Origin of the sequence: Streptomyces sp. NPDC046915, from assembly GCF_040644935.1 — a bacterium.
GTDB lineage: Bacteria > Actinomycetota > Actinomycetes > Streptomycetales > Streptomycetaceae > Streptomyces.
In genome coordinates, this window is sequence record NZ_JBEYXB010000010.1 from 320152 (window position 1) to 341437 (window position 21286).

The 21286-nt window shown below is 73.4% G+C and carries 16 protein-coding genes and 1 pseudogene; 10 read left to right on the forward strand and 7 right to left on the reverse strand.

Annotation, left to right across the window (positions count from 1 at the left end; all coding sequences use genetic code 11):
• Window positions 1-51 precede the first annotated feature (51 nt).
• Window positions 52-819, forward strand: coding sequence for an IclR family transcriptional regulator (locus ABZ915_RS26825; RefSeq protein WP_361808189.1), 768 nt, complete (start codon window positions 52-54; stop codon window positions 817-819).
• A 47-nt stretch (window positions 820-866) separates the two neighbouring features.
• Window positions 867-2381 (forward strand): glycerol kinase GlpK, encoded by a 1515-nt coding sequence (gene glpK / locus ABZ915_RS26830; protein ID WP_361808192.1) that lies wholly within the window; start codon window positions 867-869, stop codon window positions 2379-2381.
• A gap of 25 nt (window positions 2382-2406) precedes the next feature.
• On the opposite strand, the pseudogene ABZ915_RS26835 reads toward glpK, so the two are convergent.
• A pseudogene (locus ABZ915_RS26835) lies at window positions 2407-3618 on the reverse strand (amidohydrolase); the annotation flags it as partial.
• 238 nt (window positions 3619-3856) lie between these two features.
• Here ABZ915_RS26835 and ABZ915_RS26840 point away from each other — a divergent pair.
• The 3 genes from ABZ915_RS26840 to ABZ915_RS26850 all read left to right on the forward strand — a co-directional run bounded on the left by ABZ915_RS26840 (window position 3857) and on the right by ABZ915_RS26850 (window position 10026).
• Entirely contained in the window at window positions 3857-4828 is a 972-nt protein-coding gene (locus ABZ915_RS26840; protein ID WP_361808195.1) for an alpha/beta hydrolase, read from the forward strand.
• A 20-nt stretch (window positions 4829-4848) separates the two neighbouring features.
• The gene (locus ABZ915_RS26845; RefSeq protein ID WP_361808198.1) at window positions 4849-5568 is read left to right on the forward strand and encodes an alpha/beta hydrolase; all 720 of its coding nucleotides are present in this window, start codon (window positions 4849-4851) and stop codon (window positions 5566-5568) included.
• A gap of 423 nt (window positions 5569-5991) precedes the next feature.
• Window positions 5992-10026: a bifunctional nitrate reductase/sulfite reductase flavoprotein subunit alpha gene (locus tag ABZ915_RS26850; protein WP_361808331.1), complete on the forward strand. Its 4035-nt coding sequence runs from the start codon at window positions 5992-5994 to the stop codon at window positions 10024-10026.
• Here ABZ915_RS26850 and ABZ915_RS26855 read toward each other — a convergent pair.
• Both ABZ915_RS26855 and ABZ915_RS26860 read right to left on the reverse strand, forming a co-directional pair.
• The gene (locus tag ABZ915_RS26855) at window positions 10020-11024 is read right to left on the reverse strand and encodes a helix-turn-helix domain-containing protein (RefSeq protein ID WP_361808201.1); all 1005 of its coding nucleotides are present in this window, start codon (window positions 11022-11024) and stop codon (window positions 10020-10022) included. The genes ABZ915_RS26850 and ABZ915_RS26855 overlap by 7 nt on opposite strands.
• A 32-nt stretch (window positions 11025-11056) precedes the next feature.
• Window positions 11057-12040, reverse strand: coding sequence for an alpha/beta hydrolase (locus ABZ915_RS26860; protein WP_361808204.1), 984 nt, complete (start codon window positions 12038-12040; stop codon window positions 11057-11059).
• A 210-nt stretch (window positions 12041-12250) separates the two neighbouring features.
• On the opposite strand from ABZ915_RS26860, the gene ABZ915_RS26865 reads away from it, so the two are divergent.
• Entirely contained in the window at window positions 12251-13132 is an 882-nt protein-coding gene (locus ABZ915_RS26865; RefSeq protein ID WP_361808207.1) for an LLM class F420-dependent oxidoreductase, read from the forward strand.
• A 79-nt stretch (window positions 13133-13211) separates the two neighbouring features.
• Here the strand turns inward: ABZ915_RS26865 and ABZ915_RS26870 are convergent, their stop codons facing one another.
• Window positions 13212-13769: an NAD(P)H-dependent oxidoreductase gene (locus tag ABZ915_RS26870; RefSeq protein WP_361808210.1), complete on the reverse strand. Its 558-nt coding sequence runs from the start codon at window positions 13767-13769 to the stop codon at window positions 13212-13214.
• Window positions 13770-13871: 102 nt separating this feature from the next.
• Here ABZ915_RS26870 and ABZ915_RS26875 point away from each other — a divergent pair, with 102 nt between their 5' ends.
• Window positions 13872-14552: a TetR/AcrR family transcriptional regulator gene (locus ABZ915_RS26875; protein ID WP_361808213.1), complete on the forward strand. Its 681-nt coding sequence runs from the start codon at window positions 13872-13874 to the stop codon at window positions 14550-14552.
• 6 nt (window positions 14553-14558) lie between these two features.
• On the opposite strand, the gene ABZ915_RS26880 is transcribed toward ABZ915_RS26875, so the two are convergent.
• Together ABZ915_RS26880 and ABZ915_RS26885 are read right to left on the reverse strand one after the other, a co-directional pair.
• The gene (locus ABZ915_RS26880) at window positions 14559-15698 is read right to left on the reverse strand and encodes an NAD(P)/FAD-dependent oxidoreductase (RefSeq protein WP_361808216.1); all 1140 of its coding nucleotides are present in this window, start codon (window positions 15696-15698) and stop codon (window positions 14559-14561) included.
• Window positions 15699-15717: 19 nt separating this feature from the next.
• Complete coding sequence (locus ABZ915_RS26885) at window positions 15718-16401, reverse strand: TetR/AcrR family transcriptional regulator (protein WP_361808219.1); 684 nt, start codon at window positions 16399-16401, stop codon at window positions 15718-15720.
• Between the two features lie 146 nt (window positions 16402-16547).
• On the opposite strand from ABZ915_RS26885, the gene ABZ915_RS26890 reads away from it, so the two are divergent.
• Both ABZ915_RS26890 and ABZ915_RS26895 read left to right on the forward strand, forming a co-directional pair.
• Window positions 16548-17594, forward strand: a complete 1047-nt coding sequence (locus tag ABZ915_RS26890) for a LacI family DNA-binding transcriptional regulator (RefSeq protein ID WP_361808334.1) — start codon at window positions 16548-16550, stop codon at window positions 17592-17594.
• Window positions 17595-17676: 82 nt separating this feature from the next.
• Window positions 17677-19122: a benzaldehyde dehydrogenase gene (locus ABZ915_RS26895; RefSeq protein ID WP_361808222.1), complete on the forward strand. Its 1446-nt coding sequence runs from the start codon at window positions 17677-17679 to the stop codon at window positions 19120-19122.
• A gap of 22 nt (window positions 19123-19144) precedes the next feature.
• Here ABZ915_RS26895 and trxA read toward each other — a convergent pair whose 3' ends face one another.
• A complete protein-coding gene (gene trxA / locus ABZ915_RS26900; RefSeq protein WP_361808225.1) occupies window positions 19145-19525 on the reverse strand; it encodes a thioredoxin in 381 nt (126 codons plus the stop codon).
• A 119-nt stretch (window positions 19526-19644) separates the two neighbouring features.
• On the opposite strand from trxA, the gene ABZ915_RS26905 reads away from it, so the two are divergent.
• On the forward strand, window positions 19645-21075 hold the full coding sequence (locus ABZ915_RS26905; RefSeq protein WP_361808228.1) for an NAD(P)/FAD-dependent oxidoreductase: 1431 nt from the start codon (window positions 19645-19647) through the stop codon (window positions 21073-21075).
• Window positions 21076-21286 lie beyond the last annotated feature (211 nt).

Sequence of the window (21286 nt, forward strand, 5' to 3'; positions counted from 1 at the left end):
CTTCGACCTGCACGAAAAGCGGACAGGCCAGAGCGGTAATAGGCTCGATCCATGACCGGCCCGGTCCAGTCGATCGAACGGGCGGCGGCGATCCTGCGTCTGCTCGCCGGTGGACCTCGCCGACTCGGACTCGGCGAGGTGGCGGCCTCGCTCGGGCTGGCGAAGGGCACCACCCACGGCATCCTGCGCACACTCCAGCACGTGGACTTCGTGGAGCAGGACGCGGCGACCGGAAAATACCAGCTCGGAGCCGCCCTGCTGCACCTCGGCACCAGTTACCTCGACGTCAACGAGCTGCGGTCGCGCTCCATCAACTGGGCCGACGCCCTGGCCGCCCGCAGCGGTGAGGCGGTCCGCCTGGGCACCCCGCTGGAGGGCCAGGTCCTCGTCGTCCACCACGTCTTCCGGCCGGACGACAGCCTCCAGACCCTGGACGTGGGCTCGCTGCTGCCGCTGCACGCGTCCTCGCTCGGCAAGGTCCTCCTCGCCTTCGGGACCGCGCCCCTGGAGGACGCCCTGGAACCCGGGCTGGAGGCGTACACCCGCCACACCCTCGCCGTCCCGGAGCAGCTCAACCGGGCCCTCGCCGAGGTCAGGGAGGTCGGATGGGCCGCCGAGGTCCAGGAGATGAGCATGGGTGAAGCCGGTGTCGCCGCGCCGATCCGGGGGCACGGCGGCCTCGTCGTGGGTGCCATCGGACTGTCCGGCCCGGTCGAGCGGATCTGTGACAGTCAGGGCCGCCCCCGGCCGAACCTGATCACGCTGCTCCGCGAGGCCGCACGGGCGATCTCCAGAGACCTGGGAGCGGCCCGCTGGTGACGCGCCGCCAGCCCCCGCCGCGACACATCGGAAGGGCAGACCCGATCATGGTTGAACGGTATGTGATGTCCGTTGATCAGGGCACCAACTCCACCCGATGCATTCTGTTCGACCACCACGGCCGGCTGGTGTCCGTGGCCCAGCGTGAGCACCGGCAGCACTTCCCCAAGCCCGGATGGGTCGAGCACGACGCCGTCGAGATCTGGCGCAATCTGCTGCGGATCGTGCCCGAGGCCCTGTCCGGCGCCGATGTCGACGTCCGGGAGGTCGCCGCCATCGGTATCACCAACCAGCGGGAGACGACAGTGCTCTGGGACCGGCGGACGGGCGACCCGCTGGGCAGGGCCATCGTCTGGCAGGACACCCGCACGGCACCGCTCGTCGAGGACCTCAAGCGCGAACCCGGCGAGGAGTTCTTCCTCGAACGCTGCGGCCTGCCCCCCTCGACCTACTTCTCCGCGCTGCGCATCCGCTGGTTGTTCGACCAGGTCGACGGGCTGGAACAGCGCGCCAGGGACGGCGAGGTGCTGTTCGGCACCATGGAGAGCTGGCTGATCTGGAACCTCACCGGGGGCGTGGACGGCGGCCTGCACATCACCGACCCCACCAACGCCAGCCGCACCATGCTGATGAACATCCGCACGCTCACCTGGGACGAGGAGCTGCTGGCGTTCTTCGGCGTGCCCCGGCCGATGCTGCCGGAGATCCGGTCCTCCGCCGAGACCTACGGCGAAGCCCGCTCGGTCCTGCCGGGCATCCGCGTCACGGCCGCCCTCGGGGACCAGCAGGCCGCCCTCTTCGGGCAGACCTGCTTCTCCCCGGGCGAGGCGAAGTGCACCTACGGAACGGGCAGCTTCCTGCTCCTCAACACCGGCGCCGACCTCGTACGGTCCCGGCACGGACTGCTCACGACCGTCGCCTACAAGATCGGCGCTCAGCCGCCGGTCTACGCCCTGGAGGGCTCGATAGCCGTCACCGGCTCCCTGGTCCAGTGGTTCCGCGACCGTCTGGGACTGATCAGCAGCGCGCCGGAGATCGAGACCCTCGCGCGAACGGTCGAGGACAACGGCGGCTGCTACATCGTCCCCGCCTTCTCCGGGCTGTTCGCACCCCGCTGGCGCAGTGACGCCCGCGGTGTCATCGTCGGCCTCACCTCGTACATCACCAAGGGCCACCTGGCCCGCGCCGTCCTGGAGGCCACCGGCTGGCAGACGCGCGAGGTCGTCGACGCCATGAACGCCGACTCCTCGCTCGCCCTGAGGGAGCTGAAGGTGGACGGCGGCATGACGGCCGACAACCTGCTCATGCAGTTCGTGGCCGACGTGCTCGACGTGCCCGTGGTGCGGCCGATGGTCGCCGAGACGGTCTCCCTGGGCGCCGCCTACGCCGCGGGCCTCGCCGCCGGCTACTGGCCGGACCTGGAGGTCCTGCGCCGCAACTGGCACCGGGCCGCCCAGTGGCTGCCGGACATGGACCCGGAGCGGCGGGAGCAGGAGTACGACAACTGGCAGCGGGCCGTGGAGCGTTCACTGGGCTGGATCAGACCGCCGAAGGACGCGTGAGGGGCACCGGTCAGGTCTGCGCCCTCGCCCCGCCGAGCGCGGCGACGCGGTCGAGGCTCTCCGGGGAGACGGTCTCCGCGCGGTCGAACAGCCAGCGGTTCCCGGCCGGGAAGAGCCCGTCCGCGGCGAGTGACTCGAACACCGCGAGGTCGCGGCGGATGGTCTCGTCGTAGGTGGCGTGCAGCCGGAAGCCCCAGCCGTGCTCCATGAGCAGCCGGACCGCCTTCTCGAACTCCGCATCGTAATCGGCGGCGAGTTCCGGACGCGGCTGGCTGAAATTCTCGAAATCCGCCGCCGCCCAGGTGAGGTTCTCACCCGCGCCGTTGAGGCGCAGCCAGGCGTCCCCGTCGCCGGGGCGGGTCATTTCCATCCAGCGGGTGAGGTCGGATATCTCCTGCCCCGGTGTCTGCGGAAAGAGGTGATAGGCGATCCGCAGCGACAGCCGGCCTTCCGCGGCCAGTTCCACGACCGTCCGGTAATTGTCGGGGAAATTCTGGAAACCGCCGGCCGCGTCGATCGCCGACGTCAGCCCGAACCGGTTGAGTTCGCGCAGGAAATGCAGGGTCGAGGTCTTTTTGTCCTCGCCTTCCAGCGCCGGCGCCTTGGCCGGCGTGGAGTACAGGATCAGGACGCTCGGGGCGGCCGGCAGCAGGCCCGTCGGCTCCCCGTCCCGGCCGCGGACGATCTGCCCGCCCCTGGGGTCGGGCGTGTCCCTGCCGAATCCGGCCGCCCTGAGCGCCGCCCGGTTGAGCACGGCCGCCTGGTACAGGTGCAGCACGAACACCGGGGTGTCCGGCGCCGCGGCGTTCAGCTCCGCGACCGTCGGCAGCCGCCGCTCGGCGAACTGCTCCGCCGACCAGCCGCCGACCACCCGCACCCACTGCCCCTTCGGGGTGCGCGCGGCCTGCTCGCGCAGCATCGCCAGGCCCTGGCGCAGGGTCGGCACGCCGTCCCAGCGCAGTTCCAGTACGTAGTTGAGCCCGCCGCGGATCACGTGCAGATGGGCGTCGTCGAGGCCCGGCACCACCCGCCGTCCGAGCGCGTCCACGACCCGCGTGTCCGGACCGATGCGGCCCGCCACGTCGGCGTCGTCGCCGACGGCCGTGATGACCCCGGCGCGCACGGCGAGCGCCGTCGCGTGCGGGCGGCGCGGGTCCTGCGTATGGATCCGCGCATTGCGGACGACGAGTTCCGCGGCATTGTCGGTGGCTCGCGGGACCAGCCCGCCGACCGGCATGGATGACACCGTGGGAAACCCCTCCCGAAATCGAATCGCTGCGGTGTCACGCTAAGCCGGACCGCCGGGCCCGGATGTTCCGTCCGTGCACCGAATCCGTTCCCACAGTGCACCGGTATTCGGTGCGCTGTGAGAACACAGGGAGTGCACTCACGGACCATTACCGGCCCTGGGGCGGATTTACCGTTACCGGCGTCTCGACCCATCACCGCACCCCTTTGAACACCAGGAGAAACCCATGTCCGACGCCCCCCGTCCGGTCACGCCGGTACTGGAGCCCGCGGCGGCCGCCTTCGCGGAGGCGACCGCCAACCCGCCCTACCTCTTCGACCTGCCGCCCGCGGAAGGGCGCAAGGCGGTCGACGAGGTGCAGTCCGGCGAGATCGGCAAGCCGGCCGTCGACGAGGAGTGGATCACCGTCTCCGGCGGCCCGACCGGCGAGGTCCGCGCCCGCGTCGTCCGCCCGGCGGGAGCGACGGGACAGCTCCCCGTGATCCTTTACATCCACGGCGCGGGCTGGGTCTTCGGCAACGCCCACACCCACGACCGCCTGGTCCGCGAACTCGCCGTCGGCGCAGGCGCGGCGGTGGTCTTCCCCGAGTACGACCTCTCGCCCGAGGCCCGCTACCCGGTCGCCATCGAGCAGAACTACGCCGTCGCCCGGTGGGTCGTGGAGCAGGGCGGCACCAAGGGCCTGGACGGCTCGCGCCTCGCCGTGGCCGGGGACTCCGTCGGCGGCAACATGACCGCTGCCCTGACCCTGATGGCCAAGGAGCGCGGCGGCCTGCCGCTGGTCCAGCAGGTCCTCTTCTACCCGGTCACCGACGCGGCCTTCGACACCGGCTCCTACCACCAGTTCGCCGAGGGTTACTTCCTGCGCCGCGACGGCATGCAGTGGTTCTGGAACCAGTACACGACCGACGAGGACCAGCGCGCTGAGATCACCGCCTCCCCGCTGCGCGCCACCACCGAGCAGCTCACCGGCCTGCCCCCGGCCCTGGTCGTCACCGCCGAGGCCGACGTCCTGCGCGACGAGGGCGAGGCCTACGCGAACAAGCTGCGCCAGGCCGGGGTCCCGGTCACCGCCGTCCGTGTCCAGGGGATCATCCACGACTTCGTGATGCTCAACGCCCTGCGCGAGACCCACGCGGCCCAGTTCGCCATCACGCTGGCCGCGGACACCCTGCGCGCCGCCCTGCACACCGCCTGAATCCCGGGAGACACACCGACATGACCACCTCCACCCCCACCGTCGTCCTGATCCACGGTGCCTTCGCCGACGCCGGCAGCTGGTCCGGGGTCATCGCCGAACTCCAGGGCCACGGCATCCCCGTGATCGCCCCGCCCAACCCGCTGCGCGGCCTCGCCTCCGACGCCGCCTACGTGGCCTCCGTGGCCGCCCAGATCGACGGCCCCGTCATCCTGGTCGGCCACTCCTACGGCGGTGCCCTCATCACCGTGGCCGGCACCACCGAGAACGTCGTCGGCCTGGTCTACGTGGCCGCCTACGTCCCTCAGGAGGGCGAGAGCCTCGGCGAGCTCCAGGGCCGCTTCCCGCTCTCCCCGCTGGTGAGCAACCTCAAGGAGTGGACGTACCCGGTGGCGGGCGGCGAGCGGGCCGTCGAGGTCACCATCGCCGAGGACGCCTTCCCGTCGGTCTTCGCCGCCGACGTGCCCGCGGGCGTCACCAAGATCCTCGCCGCGGCCCAGCGTCCGCTCGCGGCCGCCGCCTTCGAGGAGACCGCCACCGCCGCGGCCTGGAGGACCAAGCCCTCCTGGGCGCTGATCGCCGGGGCGGACGAGGCGATCAACCCCGAGGTGGAGCGCTTCGGCGCCAAGCGTGCCGGCGCCACCGTCGTGGAACTCGACGGCGCCTCCCACGCGGTCGCGGTCTCCCAGCCCAAGGAGGTAGCCGACCTCATCCGCGAGGCGGTCCGCACGACGGGCTGACCGGCGCACGGGTTCCGCCGCGCGGACGCGTCCCTCCCCCGGGGGAGCGTCCGCGCGGCGTGGTTTCCGGGGCCGCGCCCGGGCCCAGCCGTGCCGGGGCGGTGGGCTGAGGAGGCGGGCCTGGGCGCGTCGTCCTCGGGGGGCGCCTTCGCGCGGGCGGTTTCCGGGGCCGCGCCCGGGCCCAGCCGTGCCGGGGCGGCCCCGCGGGCGGGTCCTCCGCGGGGGAGCGTCCGCGCGGTGCCTTGTGCGGTGGGGGGACTCACATGGCCTCGGCCCGCTGTGTGCGGCGGTCTTAACCCCCGATGATCCGCGCAGCGACCTTCGTGTAATGAGCCGTTCGTACCGTCACCGCGTACGACAGGACGACCCAGCACACGACAAGGGGGGGCGCCCGTGGCCGCGCCGGACTCGGGGACCGACGGCATGCCGGAGAAGGTGCGGACGGTCTGCTCGTACTGCGGTGTGGGCTGCGGCATGGTCCTCGACGTCGGCCGGGGACCGGACGGACGCCGTACGGTGCTGAAGGCGTCCGGCGACAAGGAGCACCCGGCGAACTTCGGCCGGCTGTGCACCAAGGGCGCCACCACCGCCGAGATGCTCTCCGCCCCGGGACGGCTGACCACGGCCCTGATCCGGCCGGAGCGCGGCGACGAGCCGGTGCCCGCCCCGCTGGACGCGGCGGTCGCTCAGACGGCGGGGCGGCTGCGGGCGATCGTCGACGAGCACGGGCCGGACGCGGTCGCCCTGTACGTGTCGGGACAGATGAGCCTCGAGGCGCAGTACCTCGCCAACAAGCTCGCCAAGGGATTCATCCGGACCAACCAGATCGAGTCCAACTCCCGGCTGTGCATGGCCAGTGCCGGCACCGGCTACAAGCTGTCGCTCGGCGCGGACGGCCCGCCCGGCTCCTACCAGGACCTCGACCGGGCGGACGTGTTCCTGGTCATCGGCTCGAACATGGCCGACTGCCACCCCGTGCTCTTCCTGCGCATGATGGACCGGGTGAAGTCGGCCGGCGCCAAGCTGATCGTCGTCGACCCGCGCCGCACCGCCACCGCCGCGAAGGCCGGCCTGTTCCTCCAGATCAGGCCGGGCACCGACCTCGCGCTGCTCAACGGACTGCTGCACCTGCTGCACGAGAACGGGCACACCGACCCCGACTTCATCGCCGCCCACACCGAGGGCTGGGAGGCCATGCCCGCCCTCCTCGCCGAGTACCCGCCCGCCGCCGTCGCCGAGCTCACCGGCCTCGCCGAGGACGACATCCGCGAGGCGGCCCGGCTGATCGGGGAGGCGGGGGAGTGGACCAGCTGCTGGACCATGGGCCTCAACCAGTCCACGCACGGCACCTGGAACACCAACGCCCTGGTCAACCTGCACCTCGCCACCGGGAAGATCTGCCGCCCCGGCAGCGGCCCCTTCTCCCTCACCGGCCAGCCCAACGCCATGGGCGGCCGGGAGATGGGCTACATGGGCCCCGGCCTGCCCGGTCAGCGGTCCGTCCTCGTCGACGCCGACCGCGCCTTCACGGAGGAGCTGTGGGAGCTGCCCCCGGGCACCCTCCGCGCGGACGGCGTCGGCCGGGGCACCGTGGAGATGTTCCGGAAGATGGCCGACGGGGACATCAAGGCGTGCTGGATCATCTGCACCAACCCGGTCGCGTCCGTCGCCAACCGCCGCACGGTCATCGAGGGCCTGGAGGCCGCCGAGTTCGTCGTCACCCAGGACGTCTTCACCGACACGGAGACGGGCGCGTACGCCGACGTGGTCCTGCCCGGCGCCCTGTGGACCGAGTCCGAGGGCGTCCTCGTCAACAGCGAACGCAACCTCACCCTCGCCAGGCCCGCCGCCGACCCGCCCGGCGAGGCCACCGCCGACTGGCGGATCATCGCCGCCGTCGCCCGCGCCATGGGCTACGCACAGGGCTTCTCCTACGACAGCGCCGAGCAGGTCTTCGAGGAGATCAAGCGGGCCCACAACCCGCAGACCGGCTACGACCTGCGCGGGGTGACGTACGAGCGGCTGCGCGACACCCCCGTCCAGTGGCCCGCGCCGACCCCCGACGGCCCCGACCGCAACCCCGTCCGCTACGTCGACGAGGACGGCACCCTCACCTTCCCCACCCCCTCCGGCCGTGCCGCCTTCCACGCCCGCCCGCAGCTGCCGCCCGCCGAGATGCCGGACGACGACTATCCGTACGTCCTCAACACCGGCCGGCTCCAGCACCAGTGGCACACCCTCACCAAGACGGCGAAGGTGCCCAAGCTGAACAAGCTCGACCCCGGCCCCTTCGTCGAGGTGCACCCCGGCGACGCCGCCGCCCTGGGCATAGCCGACGGCGACTCGGTGGAGGTCGCCTCCCGGCGCGGGCGCGCCGTGCTGCCCGCCGTCGTCACCGACCGGGTACGGCCGGGCTGCTGCTTCGCGCCCTTCCACTGGAACGACCTGTTCGGCGAGTACCTCAGCGTCAACGCCGTCACGAACGACGCCGTGGACCCGCTGTCCTTCCAGCCCGAGTTCAAGGTGTGCGCGGTGTCCCTGGCCAAGGTGCCGGCGCCGGTGACCGTGCGGCCCCCGCGCGAGGAGGCACCGGCGGTCGTGGTGCCATCCGCGGGCGGGCCCTCCGCCGCCGCCGTCTTCGGGCTCGACCCCGCCCCGCCGCCCGTCCTCACCGGGCGCGAACGGCAGTACCTGGTCGGCTTCCTGGCAGGCGTCCCCGCCGGCGCCCCCGGTGTCCCGGTGCTGCCGCCGGACGCCCCGTTCAGCCCCGAGCACGCCCTGTGGGTCAACGGCACCCTGGCCGGGATGTACTCCAGGGCGGCCGGCGTCCCGCGGGTCGTGTCCGCCGCCGGCCGCCAGGTCGTGATCCTGTGGGCCTCGCAGACCGGCAACGCCGAGGAGTTCGCCGCCGCCACCGCCGACCGGCTGACCTCCGGCGGGCACGCCGCCTCCCTCGTCGCCATGGACGAGGCCGACCTCACCGCCCTGCCGTCCGACGCCGACCTGCTGCTGATCACCAGCACCTTCGGCGACGGCGACGCCCCCGACAACGGGTCCGGCTTCTGGGACACCCTGGCCGCGCCCGACGCCGGCCGGCTGGAGGGCCGGCGCTACGCCGTACTGGCCTTCGGCGACTCCTCGTACGCGGACTTCTGCGGGCACGGCCGCCGCCTGGACCGGCGCCTGGACGAACTGGGCGCGGTCCGCCTGGCCCCGCGCACCGACTGCGAACCCGACTACACGTCCGCCGCCCACGCCTGGCTCGACCAGGTGCTCACCGCCCTCCAGGACGCCCAGCCGGCCCCGGCCCCCGCTCCGGCCGCCGGCCGCGCCGGGAAGCCCGCCCCGGTCACCGCCCGCCTGACCGGCAACCGGCTGCTCAGCCTGCCCGGCGCGGGCAAGGAGGTCCGCCGCTTCACCCTCGACACCCGCGACAGCGAGCAGCCCCTCGTCTACGAGGCGGGCGACGCGCTGGGCGTACGCCCCCTGAACTCCCCGGAGCTGGTGACGGAATGGCTGGCCGTCACCGGCCTGGACGCTTGTGCGGCGGTACGGGTCGACGGCGTGGGCGAGGTGTCCCTCGGCGACGCCTTCCTGCGCCACCTGGACATCACCCGCCTCGGCCCCGGCCTGCTGCGCTTCGTCGCCGACCGGGCCCGCGACCCGCGCGAGCTGCGCAAACTGCTGCGCCCGGACAACAAGGGCGAGCTGGCGAAGTGGTCCTGGGGCCGGCAGGCGGTCGACGTGGTCGCCGAGCACGGTGTCCGCGCGGACGCGCAGGCCTGGGCCGACGCGCTGGGCCGTCTGCAACCCCGCCTGTACTCGATCTGCTCCAGCCCGCTGACCGACCCCCACCTGGTGTCGCTGACGGTGTCCGTCGTCCGGTACGAGAACCTGCGCGGCCGGGCCCGGCAGGGCGTCTGCTCGCCCTTCCTCGCCGACGCCGTACCCGGCACCCCGGTGCCCGTCCACGTCCAGCGCTCGCCGCACTTCCGGCCGCCCGCCGACCCCGCCACCCCCATGGTGATGGTCGGTCCGGGCACCGGCGTGGCCCCCTTCCTCGGCTTCCTCCAGGAGCGCAGGGCGCGTGGTCACCAGGCCCCCAACTGGCTGTTCTTCGGCGAACAGCACCGGGCCACCGACTTCTACTACGAGGAGGAACTCACCGCCCTCCTCGCCGAGGGCACCCTCACCCGCCTGGACACCGCCTTCTCCCGCGACCAGCGCGCCAAGGTCTACGTCCAGGACCGGATGCGCGCACACGGCCCCCTGCTGTGGTCCTGGCTCCAGGACGGCGCCCACTTCTACGTCTGCGGCGACGCCTCCCGCATGGCCAAGGACGTCGACCGCGCCCTGAAGGACATCGCCGTGGTCCACGGCGGGCTGACCGAGGACGACGCGGCGGCGTACGTCAAACAGCTCACCGCCGACAAACGGTACGCGCGCGACGTCTACTGACCTGCGCCGTGGGCCCTGTCCCGCGCCAAGTGCCGCATGGTGAGGGCGAGTTGCAGCCGGAACCGGCCCTGTGGGGTGCGCACCGGCCAGCCCAGCAGGTGCTCGGCGTGGGTGAGCCGGTCCTGGAGCGTGGAGTGGTGCACGCCGGCCTCGGCGGCGGCCGCCCGCAGGCTCGCCGTCGAGGCCACGGCATGCAGCGTGCGCAGCATCCAGGGCGCGTCCGCCGCGGCGGCCTCGACCGCCCGCACATCGGGCGGCGGCTCGGCACCCGGCCCGACCAGCTCGGCGAGCAGCGCGACATCGCCCAGCTCCTCGGCCCACACCACACGCCGCCCCGGCTCCCGCGCGCTCGTGAACCGCAGCGCGGTACGGGCGGCGGCCCAGGAACGCGGGAGCTCCAGCACGGGCACGGCGGGACCGACGCCCACCCGCCCGGCGGGCGGCTCGACGACCGCCTCCTCGGGCACGATCCGCGGCTGCCCGTCGGCCGGTGCGACGACGCGGGCGCTCGCGGCCAGGCCCAGGCGGCGGGCCGCGTGCAGCCGTACCTGCTCGGTGGCGCCGGCGTCCAGGACCGTCTCCACCAGCGCGGGATCGTCGACCCGCGCGGCGGGGGCACGCCCCCGGGTACGGTCCAGCACCGCCCGCACGGCCGCCGCGGCCCGTTCCAGCACCACCGCGTCCACGACGCTCGGCTCGGCCGCCACCCGCTCCAGCCACAGCGCGGGCGGCCCGCCCGGCACCAGCGGCACGCACGGCCAGTCCGGCTCCGGCGCCCCCGGCACCTCCGCGCGCCGCCCGTCGGGCTCCACCCGCAGCCCGACGCGCCGCTCCTCGTCCACCAGCCGCGCGGCACACCCGGCCAGCACGGCGACCCCCCGCACCAGCGCCTCCAGCCCGGCCCGGCTCTCGGCCAGCCGGTCGAAATAGGCGATGACCCGGACGGCGGCCCCGGCATCCGGATCCACCGCGGCCAGACGCCCGGCCAGTTCTTTCATCCCCACATGGTGCGCCATCCCACCGGCGTCGGTCAGCCCCCGGCGAGGAGTCTGCCCAGCCACTGAAGCTGTGCCGCCCGGGCCGCCTGGGACAGGGGCGCCTGGGGGGCGAAGCCGTCGAAGCCGTGGAAGCCGCCGGGCCAGACGTGGAGTTCGGCGGTGCCGCCGCACTGCCAGATCCGGGAGGCGTAGGCGACGACCTCGTCGCGGAAGGTCTCCGCGGAGCCGACGTCGAGGAAGGCCGGGGGGAGGCCGGAGAGGTCGGTGGCGCGGGCGGGGGCGGCGTACGGGGACACGTCGGGGCCGCCCCGGCTCGGGCCGAGGAGGGCACCCCAGCCGGTTTCGTTGGCGGTGCGGTCCCATATGCCGAGGCCCGCCATCTGGTGGCTGGACACGGTGTCGTTGCGGTCGTCGAGCATCGGGCAGAGCAGCATCTGCCCGAGGGGCCTCGGGCCCCGGCGGTCGCGGAGCAGCAGGGCGAGCGCCGCGGTGAGGCCGCCGCCCGCGCTGGCCCCGGCGAGCACGATCCGCTCGGGGTCGCCGCCGATCTCCTCGGCGTGCTCCGCCGTCCACAGCAGGCCCGCGAGGACGTCGTCGACGGGCGCCGGGTGAGGGTGTTCCGGGGCGAGCCGGTATTCGACGGAGACCACGACCGCGCCCAGTTCCCGCGCCCACTCGAGCGGGCCGTCCACACCGACCCGGTTGTTGCCGAGGATCATGCCGCCCCCGTGGACGTGGTAGATCACCGGCAGCGGGCCGGTGCCCGCCGAAGAGGTGGGGCGGCAGACGAGGAGGGAGACGTCGGGTGCGTCCTCGGGGCCCGGGACCGTGCGGTCCGCCACGTCGAACGCCCCGCCCAGGGTGAGGTCGAGATCCGCGAGCAGGTCGATCCCCGGCCCCTGCCGGGCGGTGTCGATCTCCTCCGGGGTGAGCCCCGGCGAGATCGCGTCCTTGATCGTCTCCAGCGCGGCGGCGAGTTCCGGGTCGAACGGGGGCGGGGGCGGGGTCGAAGGCACGGTTTCTCCTCACACGGGGTGCTGCGGCTCGTACGGTCATCATCGGCGGGCCTCCGCCCGCCAGGAGGCCGCCGTACGGCGGAACCTGCCCGCCGTACGGCGGGTGGCCCGATCGGCGTCCCGCCCCGCCCGTCACGCTTGACTTGAAGAGCGCTCGAAGTCCTAGCGTCGCGTCCGTAGACCTCAGACCCGGGCGGAACGGAGACGGACATGCGGGTGGGCGTACACATCAACCGGTTCGACCACCCGGGGGGCGGGCCCGCGCTCGGCGCCGAACTGGCCGCCGTGGGAGCCGCGGCCGAGGCGGCGGGCGTCAGCTGGCTGTCGGTGATGGACCACTACTTCCAGATGGAGTTCAACGGCGGCGCCGAGGACCCGATGCTGGAGGCCTACACGACCCTCGGCTACCTCGCCGGGCACACCTCGACCGTGCGGCTCGGCGCGCTGGTCACCGGAGTGACGTACCGGCACCCCGGCCTCCTCGCCAAGATCGCCACCACGCTCGACGTGCTCTCCGGGGGCCGCGCCACGCTGGGGATCGGCGCGGCCTGGTACGACCGCGAGCACCACGGGCTCGGCGTGCCCTACCCGCCGGTCGCGGAGCGGTTCGAGCGGCTGGAGGAGACCCTGCGGATCTGTCTCCAGATGTGGGACCCGGCCGTCGACGGCCCCTTCGAGGGGCGGTACTACCGGCTCGCCGAGACGCTGTGCGCGCCGGCGCCGGTGAGTTCCCCGCACCCGGAGATCATGATCGGCGGCGGGGGAGAGAAGAAGACGCTGCGCCTGGTCGCGCGCTACGCGGACGCCTGCAACCTGATCCCCGCGTCACCGGAGGAGCTCCGGCACAAGCTCGACGTCCTGCGCGGGCACTGCGACACCGCCGGCCGCGACTACGACGCCATCCGCAGGACCATCGTCTACACCGGTGAGCCGGCCGCCACCGGCGACCTCGACGCCTTCACCCGGGACATCGAGGGCTACACGAAGCTGGGCGTCGACACGGTGATCCTGGCCCCGCGCCTCGGCGAGACGGCCGGGTGGATCGAGCGGTTCGCCGCACCTGCCGTGGAGCGGCTGGCCGGGCTCGACTGACACGGCGAGGGCGGTTCCGGCACGGCGAAGGGGCCGGAGCCCGTGCGGCTCCGGCCCCTTCGGGGTGTGGTGGCCGGGATCAGGCGGCCACGCCCACGTTGCCGTGCAGGCGCGCGACGACCTCGGTCAGCTGGGCGGCGACCTCGACGTCGTCGGCCGGGTGGGTCTCGGCGAAGCGGGTCACGGAACCCGGGATAGAGAGCTTGATGTCCTCGATCACCTTGCCGCCGGCGATGCCCACGGCCTTGCGGGCCTCGTCCTGGGCCCACACGCCGCCGTACTGGCCGAAGGCGGTGCCGACCACGGCGACGGGCTTGCCGGCGAAGGCGCCGGCGCCGTACGGGCGGGACAGCCAGTCGATGGCGTTCTTCAGGACGGCCGGGATGGTGCCGTTGTACTCGGGGGAGAAGAGCAGGAACGCGTCGGCGGCCTGGGCGGCCTCGCGCAGCTTGGCGGCGGCGGCCGGGACGTTGCCCGCGACGTCGATGTCCTCGTTGTAGAAGGGGATGTCGGCCAGGCCCTCGAACAGGTCGACCTCGGCGCCCTCCGGAGCGAGCTTGACGGCCGCCTCGGCGAGCTGACGGTTGTGCGAACCGGCGCGGAGGCTGCCGACGAGCGCAAGGATGCGAACAGACATGGGGGTTCTCCAAGGGGGCTGAAACATCGTTGTTACGATCCGGACCGGGGTCCGGTTATTTTTCTAGCACTCTAAGCGGACCGCGGTCCAGTTTTGTTCCCGATGCTTTACGCTGTCTTCATGTCCAGCGCGCTGCCGCCCTTCCCGAAGTCCGAGGAGCTCCTCGACACGCCCGAGTTGCTGGACGTCGGCCCCGCCGCGGAGGAGCCGTGCCTGCGCGCCGACGCCGCCCGCAACCGCGCCAAGCTGCTTCAGGCCGCGGCCCGGCTGATCGCGGAGCACGGGGTGGCCGGGGTCACGATGGAGGCGGTGGCCGCGGCGGCCGAGGTGGGCAAGGGGACCGTCTTCCGCCGGTTCGGCGACCGCACCGGGCTGCTGATGGCGCTGCTCGACCACTCGGACAAGGAGTTGCAGGCCGACTTCCTCGGCGGGCCGCCGCCGCTGGGTCCCGGGGCGCCGCCCCTGGAGCGGCTGCGGGCGTTCGGCGTGGCGGTGCTGTACCGCTCGGACGAGCGACTGGATCTGCTGCTGGCGGCGCAGTCGGAGCCGACGCGCCGGTTCTCCCACCCGGCGTTCCGGGCGCTGCGCATGCACGTCATGGTGCTGCTGCGGCAGATCCTGCCGGACGCCGACTGCGAACTCCTCTCCCTGACCCTGATGGCCTATCTCGACCCCGCCCTCATCAGCCATCTGACCAGGCAGTGCGGGATGCCGATGGAGCGGCTGGAGGCCGGCTGGACCGACCTCGTCGACCGCGTGACGGGTGCGGCGGGGCCCGCCTGAGACCCGTCAGCCGTCGTGGGCGGCGAACATGTCGACCAGCCCCTGGGGGGCGTCGGCGCGGAACAGCAGCGCGCCGCCCTCCGCGGACATGGCCGCGGACTTCTCGCTGCGCGGGAACAGCTTCTCCTCGTACGAGGCCAGGGCCGCCTCGGTGTCGCCCTGGTGCGCGGCGATCGCCAGGCCCAGTTCGGCGCCGTCGAGCAGCGCCAGGTTGGCGCCCTCGCCCGCGAACGGTGACATCAGGTGGGCGGCGTCGCCGAGCAGGGTGACGCCGGGGACGCGGTCCCAGCGGTGGCCGGCCGGCAGGGCGTGGATCCGCCGCGGCACCAGCACGCCGTCCGCGTCCGCGACCAGCGCCCGCAGGCTCTTGTCCCAGTCCGCGAAGTGCTCGAGGACGGCCGCTTTGGCCGCCGCGGTGTCCGCGAAGTCGATGCCGTCCAGCCAGTCCTCGGGCGCCTGAAGGGCCGTGTACACATGGAGGCTGCCGTCGCTCTCGCGGTGGGCGAGGAAGCCCCGGCCCGCGCCGAGCGCGAACAGCATGCCGCCGCCGACCACCGCCGCGCTCACCGGGTGGCGCACATCGGCCTCGAGCAGGTCCGCCTCGACGAACGACACGCCCGTGTAGGCCGGTCGGGCGGCGGAGAGCAGCGGGCGGATACGGGACCAGGCGCCGTCGGCGCCGACCAGCAGGTCCGTGGTGAAGACGGCACCGTCCGCGAGCGTCACCTCGTGCCGGCCACCGCCCAGCGGCCGTGCGCCGGTGACCTTGGCTCCCCAGCGGACCGTGCCGGGCGGGAGGGAACCGAGCAGCAGATCGCGCAGTGCGCCCCGGTCGACCTCGGGGCGCCCCCGGCCGCCGTCGCCGGCCTCCTCCCGGTGGACCTCGGCGTTCTGGTCGAGGATCCGCATCGCCTCCCCGCCCTGGTGGACGAGGGTCAGGAACTCCTCGTGCAGACCGGCGGCGCGCAGCGCCTCCTGCCCGGAGTCGTCATGGATGTCGAGCATGCCGCCCTGCACGCGGGCCTCGGGGGAGGGATCGAGATCGAAGGCGGCGGCCTCGATGCCGTGCACGTGCAGGACCCGGGCGAGGGCCAGACCGCCGAGACCGGCGCCGACGACGGCTATGGGGTGGTGCGGGACGGACATGATGGCCTCCTGGGCTCGTTCATTCGGGTACGGCGGTCCGCTCGATGCCGTTGATCAGCGTCTGGAAGGCCCACGACATCCGGGCCCGGGGCGGCCCCGACAACAGCACGCCGACGGTCGCCGCGATGTGCGGATGGGTACGGGGGGACGCGTTGCGCAGGGCCCCGACCAGGGCGTCCCAGTCGTCCTGGTGGGTGGGCGAGGCATCCTGCTCGGAGTGCTCGGCGGCCTGCGCGGTGGCGAGCTGGAGCAGCATGTCCACGCCCCACGCCGCCTGTGCGGGCGGCACGCCTCCCTCGTCGAGCAGCGCGAGCAACGTCTCGATCAGGTTCAGGTAGTTGGGGCCGCTCGGACGGGCCGTCAGCGCCGCCCTGGCGAGGGTCGGGTGCTCGAAGAGCATCATCGTGTACGCCGTGAGCACCTGCTCCAGACGGTCGCGCCAGGACCCCTCCCGAGGGGCCGGGCCGACCGTGCCGAGCAGTTCGTCCAGGACGGCGGCGTGGAGTTCGTCGGTGTTGCGGACGTAGACGTACAGCGACGCCGGGCCGGTGTCGAGTTCCTGTGCGAGGCGGCGCATGGTCACCTTGCGCAGGCCTTCGGCGCGCAGCAGCTCGACGGCGGCGGCCACGATGCCCTCCCGGCTCAGGGCGGGCTTGGCCGGACGTTCGCGGCGGCTGCGGGGGGAGTCGGGGCGCTCTGTCATGCCCTCAGGCTAACGAACATGTTCGCTCCGAGCAAGTTCGTAACGAACATGTTCGTCCTTACGCGGCGGACGCCGTGACCGCCCCGGTTCGTGCAACCGTGAACCACCTTCCCCCGCGCGTCCCCGGCCTCCGGCCTTCTGCCAAGATGCGGTACGTCATGGTGCAGATACCGAACTCGCCCTCGCCCGGGTCGCCCGCACCGCGCTCCGTTCCCACGAGCGCCGATGTGGCCCGCCTGGCCGGCGTCTCGCGCGCGACCGTCTCCTACGTCCTGAACAACACCAGCGCGGTACGGATCAGCGAGCCCACGCGCCGCCGCGTCCACCAGGCCGCGAAGGAGCTCGGGTACGTGCCCCACGCGGCGGCCCGCAGTCTGCGCGCCGGACACAGCCGCATGGTGCTGATGCCCGCCCCGACCGTCCCCGCCGGCCCGCTCTACGGCCGGTTCATCAGCGAACTCCAGTGGGCCCTCGGCCGACTGGACTACACCGTCGTGCAGTTCGGCACCGTCGGCCTGCACGGCGACGAGGCCGCGCGGGCCTGGGCCGAACTGCGGCCGGTCGCCGTCCTGGTGCCCGGCGGCGGGCTCGGCCCCGCGGGTGTCGCCGTACTCAAGCGGGCCGGCGCCCGCGCCGTCGTCACCCTCGGCCCCGAACGCATCGAGGGCGCGCACGCGCTGCTGATGGACCACGCCGGCGTCGGCCACTGTGCCGGCGCCCACCTCCACGCCCGCGGCCGGCGCCGTATCGGCGTGATCGTCCCCGAGGAGCCCGGACTCGAGGTCTTCTCCCGGCCCCGCCTGGAGGGCGTGCGGGAGGCCTTACGCGACACGGGCGCCACGGTCACCGCGCTCCCGCTCGCCCACGACGAGCAAGCCGCCGCCCGACTGGCCGCGCGGTGGCGGGAGTTGGACCTCGACGCGGTGTTCGCGTACAACGACGAGTACGCGATGCTGCTGATGCGCGCCCTCCAGGACGAGGGCGTGCGCATCCCCGAGGAGACGGCGGTGATCGGGTCCGACGACCTGATGCTCGGCCGTCTGCTGCGGCCCCGGCTCAGCACGATCCACATCGAGCTGCCCTCCGGCCGTGACCTGGCCGAACTCGTCGACCGCGCGGTGCGCGAACCCGGCACCGCGCCCGAGACCCACAAGGTGCTGGGGGCGTCGGTGGTGCACCGGGACTCCAGCTGATCGTGCCGCTCAGCGCGCGGCTGATCGCCGACTACGATGTTGCGCGCTCAACCAAATGCCCCCCGGCGATCGGAGAGCCGCCATGCCCTTGCTCGAGCCCAAGACCTGGCAGTCCGTCAACTCCCGTGCTCTGCGGGGAGTCCAGTACACCGTCACCGAGCCCGCGACCGGCGATCCGCTCGGCACGGTTGCCCTCGCCGCCCCCGAGGACGTCGAGGCGGCCGCGCGGGCGGCCCGTACCGCGCAGCGGGAGTGGGCCCGCGCCCCCCACTTCGTCCGCGCCCAAGTGCTGCGCAGGGCCGGTGACTTGTTCACCGCCCACGCCGAAGAACTGCGCGAGTGGATCGTCCGCGAGTCCGGCTCCATCCCCGGCAAGGCGGACTTCGAACTGCACGTCGCCGCCCAGGAGTGCTACGAGGCCGCCGCCCTCGCCTCCCGCCCCGCCGGACAGGTCCTGCCCAGCGAGGCCCCCCGGCTGTCGTACACCCGCCGGGTCCCGGCCGGCGTCGTCGGCGTGATCTCGCCCTTCAACGCCCCGCTGATCCTCTCCATACGCTCCGTCGCCCCGGCCCTCGCCCTCGGCAACGCGGTCGTGCTGAAGCCGGATCCGCGCACCGCGGTCTGCGGCGGGCTCGCCCTCGCCGCCGTCCTCGCGGAGGCGGGGCTGCCGGAGGACCTGCTGCATGTGCTGCCCGGCGGGGCCGACGTCGGCGCCGCCCTGGTCGAGGACCCGCGGGTGCCGGTCATCTCCTTCACCGGGTCCACCGCGGCGGGCCGCGCCGTCGGCGAGGCGGCCGGCCGCCACCTCAAGCGCGCGCACCTCGAACTCGGCGGCAACTCCGCGCTCCTCGTGCTGGAGGACGCCGATCTCGACGCGGTGATCTCCACCGCCGCCTGGGGCTCGTTCTTCCACCAGGGTCAGATCTGCATGACGACCGGCCGCCACCTGGTGCACGCCTCCCTCTACGAGGAGTACGTCGAACGGCTCGCCGCCAAGGCCGACTCCCTGGCGGTCGGCGACCCGCACCGCGACCAGGTGCACCTCGGCCCGGTCATCGACGAGGGCCAGCTCGCCAAGATCCACGGCCTGGTCGGGGCGAGCACCGCGCGCGGCGCGAAGCTCGCCGCGGGCGGCACGCACGACCGGCTCTTCTACCGGCCGACGGTCCTCGCGGGCGTCGACGACGACAGTCCCGCGTACGCCGAGGAGGTGTTCGGGCCCGTCGCGCCCGTGCGGTCGTTCCGTACCGCCGACGAGGCGGCCGCCCTCGCGGCGGACGGCCCGTACGGGCTCTCCCTGGGCATCGTCACCAGGGACGCGGCACGCGGCCTGGACCTGGCCGAGCGCATTCCCACCGGCATCGTCCACATCAACGATCAGACGGTGAACGACGAGGCGGTGGCCCCCTTCGGCGGGATCGCCGCGTCCGGCACCGGCGCCAGGTTCGGCGGCGAGGCCAACCTGGAGGCCTTCACCGAGGTGCGCTGGACGACGGTGCGCGGGGACGTGGCGACGTATCCGTTCTAGTTCTGGGCAACCGTTCCGGGCGTCACTCCGCCTGCCCGTCGCCCTGCTGCGCGGCGATGCTCTTGCGGACCTCGTCCATGTCCAGCTTCCGGGCCTGTCCGATGACGTCCGCGAGGGCGGACTCGGGCAGCGCACCGGGCTGGGCGAACACGGCGACCTGGTCACGGACGATCATCAGGGTCGGGATCGACTGGATACCGAAGGCCGAGGCCAGCTCCGGCTGGGCCTCGGTGTCCACCTTGCCGAACACCAGGTCCGGGTTCTCCTCGGCCGCCTGCTCGTACACGGGTGCGAACTGACGGCACGGCCCGCACCAGGAGGCCCAGAAGTCGATCAGGACGAACTCGTTGTCCGTGACCGTCTGGTCGAAGTTCTCCTTGGTGAGCTCCACGGTGCTGCTCATGCGTCTACCTCTTCCTGGACATGGGGGCGCGAACCGTGGGGAAAACACGGCCCGCTGAGTACATATTCCGGCCCCCTACCCGTGTGGCCACGGGGCACACCACCCACCAGACTGGCCCCATGACGGAAACGGAATCCATCGTTTACGACGTCGTCGTGCTCGGGGCCGGCCCGGTGGGGGAGAACGTCGCCGACCGCACCCGTGCGGCGGGGCTGACCACCGCGGTCGTCGAGAGCGAGCTGGTCGGCGGCGAGTGCTCCTACTGGGCGTGCATGCCCAGCAAGGCGCTGCTGCGCCCGGTCATCGCCCGCGCCGACGCCCGCCGCCTGCCCGGCCTGAGCCAGGCCGTCCAGGGGCCCCTCGACGCGTCCGCGGTGCTCGCCCGGCGGGACGAGTACACCTCCCACTGGAAGGACGACGGCCAGGTCGGCTGGCTGGACGGCATCGGTGCCGACCTCCACCGGGGCCACGGCAGGCTCGCCGGGCCGCGCACGGTCACCGTGACCGGCCCCGACGGCCGCATCACCACCCTCACCGCCCGGCACGCCGTCGCCGTGTGCACCGGAACCCGCGCCGGGCTGCCGAACCTGCCCGGGCTCGCCGAGGTGCGGCCGTGGACCAGCCGGGAGGCCACCAGCGGGAAGTCCGCGCCGGGCCGGCTGATCGTGGTCGGCGGCGGTGTCGTCGCCACCGAGATGGCCACCGCCTGGCAGGCCCTCGGCTCGCAGGTCACCGTGCTGGTCCGGGGCAAGGGCCTGCTGTCCCGCATGGAGCCGTTCGCCGGCGAACTGGTCGCCGAGGGGCTCACGGAGGCCGGCGCCGACGTCCGCACCGGCACGTCCGTGGAGTCGGTGACCCGGGAGAACGGCACCGTCGTGGCCGTCACCGGCTCGGGCGACCGCATCGAGGCCGACGAGATCCTGTTCGCCACCGGCCGCGACCCGCACACCGACGACATCGGCCTCGACACCGTCGGTCTGGAACCCGGCTCCTGGCTGGACGTCGACGACAGCCTGCGCGTCACGGGCACCGACTGGCTGTACGCCGTCGGCGACGTCAACCACCGCGCTCTGCTCACCCACCAGGGCAAGTACCAGGCCCGCATCGCGGGCGCCGCCATCGCCGCGCGCGCCTCCGGCGGGACCGTCCCGGACTCCGAAGCCTGGGGCGCCCACGCCGCCACCGCCGACCACCACGCCGTACCGCAGGTCGTCTTCACCGACCCCGAGGCCGCCGCGGTCGGCCTCTCCCTCGCCGAGGCGGAACAGGCCGGCCACCGGGTCCGTGCCGTCGACGTCGAGTTCTCCTCCGTCGCCGGGGCGGGCCTGTACGGCGACGGCTACCGGGGCCGCGCCCGCATGGTCGTCGACCTGGAGTCGGAGATCCTGCGCGGCGTCACCTTCGTCGGCCCCGGTGTCGGCGAACTCATCCACTCGGCCACCATCGCCGTCGCCGGCCAGGTCCCCATCAGCCGGCTCTGGCACGCCGTCCCGTCGTACCCGACCCTGAGCGAGGTGTGGCTGCGGCTGCTGGAGGCTTATCGGGGCTGAGTGCTTCCGCGCGGGGCGGTGGGTGCGGGCCACAGGTGTCTCGCCCCCGCCGCCCCTACCCATTCCCATCCCAGGGGCTCCGCCCCTTCGACCCCGGCGGGGCTCCGCCCCTGCACCCCGCCACGGGGCTGCGCCCCTGCACCCCGCCGGGGCTTCCGCCCCTGCACCCCGTCACGGGGCTGTGCCCTGCACCCCGCCGGGGCTTCCGCCC

Excerpts from the sequence above, each read along its gene's own strand:
- ABZ915_RS26885 (WP_361808219.1), bottom strand. The coding sequence starts at position 16,401 with ATGACAGAGCGCCCCGACTCCCCCCGCAGCCGCCGCGAACGTCCGGCC.
- ABZ915_RS26875 (WP_361808213.1), top strand. The coding sequence starts at position 13,872 with ATGCTTTACGCTGTCTTCATGTCCAGCGCGCTGCCGCCCTTCCCGAAG.
- ABZ915_RS26825 (WP_361808189.1), top strand. The coding sequence starts at position 52 with ATGACCGGCCCGGTCCAGTCGATCGAACGGGCGGCGGCGATCCTGCGT.
- ABZ915_RS26865 (WP_361808207.1), top strand. The coding sequence starts at position 12,251 with ATGCGGGTGGGCGTACACATCAACCGGTTCGACCACCCGGGGGGCGGG.
- ABZ915_RS26880 (WP_361808216.1), bottom strand. The coding sequence starts at position 15,698 with ATGTCCGTCCCGCACCACCCCATAGCCGTCGTCGGCGCCGGTCTCGGC.
- ABZ915_RS26845 (WP_361808198.1), top strand. The coding sequence starts at position 4,849 with ATGACCACCTCCACCCCCACCGTCGTCCTGATCCACGGTGCCTTCGCC.
- ABZ915_RS26850 (WP_361808331.1), top strand. The coding sequence starts at position 5,992 with ATGCCGGAGAAGGTGCGGACGGTCTGCTCGTACTGCGGTGTGGGCTGC.
- trxA (WP_361808225.1), bottom strand. The coding sequence starts at position 19,525 with ATGAGCAGCACCGTGGAGCTCACCAAGGAGAACTTCGACCAGACGGTC.
- glpK (WP_361808192.1), top strand. The coding sequence starts at position 867 with ATGGTTGAACGGTATGTGATGTCCGTTGATCAGGGCACCAACTCCACC.
- ABZ915_RS26895 (WP_361808222.1), top strand. The coding sequence starts at position 17,677 with ATGCCCTTGCTCGAGCCCAAGACCTGGCAGTCCGTCAACTCCCGTGCT.
- ABZ915_RS26855 (WP_361808201.1), bottom strand. The coding sequence starts at position 11,024 with ATGAAAGAACTGGCCGGGCGTCTGGCCGCGGTGGATCCGGATGCCGGG.
- ABZ915_RS26890 (WP_361808334.1), top strand. The coding sequence starts at position 16,548 with ATGCGGTACGTCATGGTGCAGATACCGAACTCGCCCTCGCCCGGGTCG.
- ABZ915_RS26840 (WP_361808195.1), top strand. The coding sequence starts at position 3,857 with ATGTCCGACGCCCCCCGTCCGGTCACGCCGGTACTGGAGCCCGCGGCG.
- ABZ915_RS26905 (WP_361808228.1), top strand. The coding sequence starts at position 19,645 with ATGACGGAAACGGAATCCATCGTTTACGACGTCGTCGTGCTCGGGGCC.
- ABZ915_RS26870 (WP_361808210.1), bottom strand. The coding sequence starts at position 13,769 with ATGTCTGTTCGCATCCTTGCGCTCGTCGGCAGCCTCCGCGCCGGTTCG.